At 69.4% G+C, this 2474-nt stretch carries 3 protein-coding genes; 1 reads left to right on the plus strand and 2 read right to left on the minus strand.

The genetic code is table 11. The features are described from left to right. Positions 1-441 (minus strand): thiamine pyrophosphate-binding protein (locus tag VF794_RS09265; RefSeq protein WP_331108868.1); only part of this gene is annotated, 441 nt, incomplete at its 3' end. Between the two features lie 322 nt (positions 442-763). Between VF794_RS09265 and VF794_RS09270 the strand changes: the two genes are divergently transcribed. Further along, entirely contained in the window at positions 764-1192 is a 429-nt protein-coding gene (locus tag VF794_RS09270; protein ID WP_331108870.1) for a hypothetical protein, read from the plus strand. Between the two features lie 58 nt (positions 1193-1250). Here VF794_RS09270 and VF794_RS09275 read toward each other — a convergent pair. Then, positions 1251-2474, minus strand: a 1224-nt coding sequence (locus VF794_RS09275; protein ID WP_331108872.1) for a hydroxymethylglutaryl-CoA synthase, incomplete at its 5' end; no start/stop codon positions are given.

Below are 2474 nucleotides of genomic sequence, written 5' to 3' on the forward strand. Positions count from 1 at the left end.
GGTGGCCCCGGGGCCGGCCGTCACCGCGCACACGCCCCGCCTGCCCGTGGCGCGCGCGTACCCGTCCGCCATGAAGGCCGAGCCGCCCTCGTGGCTGCCGATGACGAAGCGGATGCGCGAGTGGCGGCGCAGGGCCTGCACCAGCGGCGCGATGTTGCCTCCGGGGATGCCGAACACCGTGTCCACCTGCTCCGCCTCCAGGTGCGCCACGAGGGCGTCCACCACCGTGATGTCCTCCAGCGTGTGGAAGGAGCGCAGCCGGGCCATGGCTGGAGGCGCCGCGGGCTCGGCCGGGCGCGCGCTCGGCTCCGTCTGCGCCAGGGTCGGCTCCACGTGCAGCCCGTGCGGGAACGGGTGCGTCCCCTGCGAGTACAGGGAGGGAGCGGACTCACTGCGCATCGGGGAGCTGGTCGCGAGCTTGGCGAGTGCGGGCTGGGACACTGGGGGGGGCCCTCTTTCTGAATGTCCGGGGGGCGCGCGGGGGGGCGACGCGCCGTGTCGCCGAGATGTGTCGGCGGCTCAACGTATGAGCAAATTACCGCGTTTCCCTCTTCCGGGGAACAGGGAAATTAAATTTTTTCAGGCTGGGTGGATAATGAGGTGTGCTAGGGGGCTCGTCCCGCGAGGAAGGCGGGAGGGTCCGCCCGGACCGCGCGTGGGGGCTAACCCCTGGAATTTTTGGGAGAAGAAGGTTCGCGGTAGGCTTGAGAACAGCCCGCCTCCGCGCAAGATGCGGGGGACGCCCAGCCACACGAGGCAAGTGATGCCTGTCCCACAGAACTTCGTCACGGAGTATGGCTTTCGCGCTCACGGTCCCGGGTACATCACCCCGGCGGAGGCGCGTGCCTGGTTCGAGGATCTGAAAACCCGGGTCCTCGCTCTCGAGGGCAAGTCCTTCGGCCTGCTGGTGGACTCACGCACGCAGAAGGCCAACCCGCCCGAGACGCAGGAGATCATCAAGGAGGCCATGGTGTGGCTGCGTGGCCATGGCATGGAGCGCTCGGTGGTGGTGCTGGACAGCACGGTGGCGCTGATCCAGATCCTCCGGCTGTCGAAGGCCTCGGGCGTGTACGCCTACGAGCGTTACCTGGACGCGCTGAAGGATCCGGACTGGGAGGCCAAGGCGGTGGATTGGATCGTCCGGGCCATTGATCCGGATCTGCCGCAGCCGGTGCAGAAGCAGGCGCGCTGAGTCACGGCCGCTCGGCCCTCTCCGCGGATGGGAGGAGAGGGCCGGGGCTCGAGAGCTTTCAGCGCGCGTAGATGCGCTTGTGGTCGCGCGTGCCCAGGTAGCGGAAGCCCGTGCCGGGAGTCTCCTCGGCCGGCATGTTATCGATGTGCTCGCGCGCGGCCATGACGGCCTCGTACTCGGGGATGCTCAGCGCGCGCCGCTTCTCCAGCAGGTTCTCCAGGCCCTGCGCCTTCACGCGCGCCTGGGCCTCGGGCACCACCACGCCGCTGAAGAACTCCGCGCACGAGCCGCTGCCATACGAGAACAGGCCCACGCGCTTGCCCGTGAGGTCCTCGCGCGAGGACGTCAGGAGGCTGGCCAGCGCCAGGTACATGGAGCCCGTGTAGATGTTGCCCACCTGCGAGGGCAGCACGAGGCTGGGGCCCACCAGCCGGTCGAAGCTCGCGTCGGGCTCCTTGTCCCCGTCCAGCGTGCGCACGTGGCGGTGCGCCTTGCGCGACATCTTCCCGTACGGCACGTGGTACACGAGCGCGGCGAAGCGGTCGCTGTAGTGGCCCTCGCCCCCGGCGTCCGCCGAGCTCTCCTGGTAGGCCTTGTAGGCGCCCTCGAGCGCGTCCAGGTAGCACTGCACCGAGTAGTGCCCGTCCACCACCGCGTCCTTCGAGTAGAGCGGCCGCCAGAAGTCCATCACGTCGTTGGCGTACACGCCCGTCTTGCCCGGCTCGAAGGCCAGCAGCTTGGGCTTGTCGGACACCAGCAGCGCCACCGCGCCCGCGCCCTGCGTGGGCTCACCCGGCGTGCCCACGCCATAGCGCGCGATGTCCGAGCAGATGATGAGCGCCTTCTTGCCCTTCGCGCTGCCCGAGCGCACCCAGTCCATGGCCAGCAGCAGGGCCGCCGTACCGCCATAGCAGGCGTGCTTCGTCTCGAAGACGCGGCAGCGCGTGGACAGGCCCAACAGACCCTGCACGTACGAGGACACCGGCTTGGAGTGGTCCACCGCCGTCTCGGTGCCCACCACCAGCATGCCCACGTCCTCGGCCGAGCATCCGACGGCGTCCAGCGCCATCCGGGCCGCGCGCGCCGCCAGGGTCACCGTGTCCTCGTCCACCAGCGGCACGGCCATGCGTGTCACGCCGAGGCCGTCCACGTACTTGCCCGGCGCCACGCCTCGCGCCTTGGCCAGCTCCGCCAGCTCCACATAGGTGGGCGGTACGGCGATCCCGATGCTCTCCAGGCCTGCCTGCATCCGGTACTCCTTCGAATCTTCAGTAGGGGGGAT

Origin of the sequence: Archangium sp. (assembly GCF_036389735.1) — a bacterium.
Classification (GTDB): Bacteria; Myxococcota; Myxococcia; order Myxococcales; family Myxococcaceae; genus Archangium.

Excerpts from the sequence above, each read along its gene's own strand:
- VF794_RS09270 (WP_331108870.1), top strand. The coding sequence starts at position 764 with ATGCCTGTCCCACAGAACTTCGTCACGGAGTATGGCTTTCGCGCTCAC.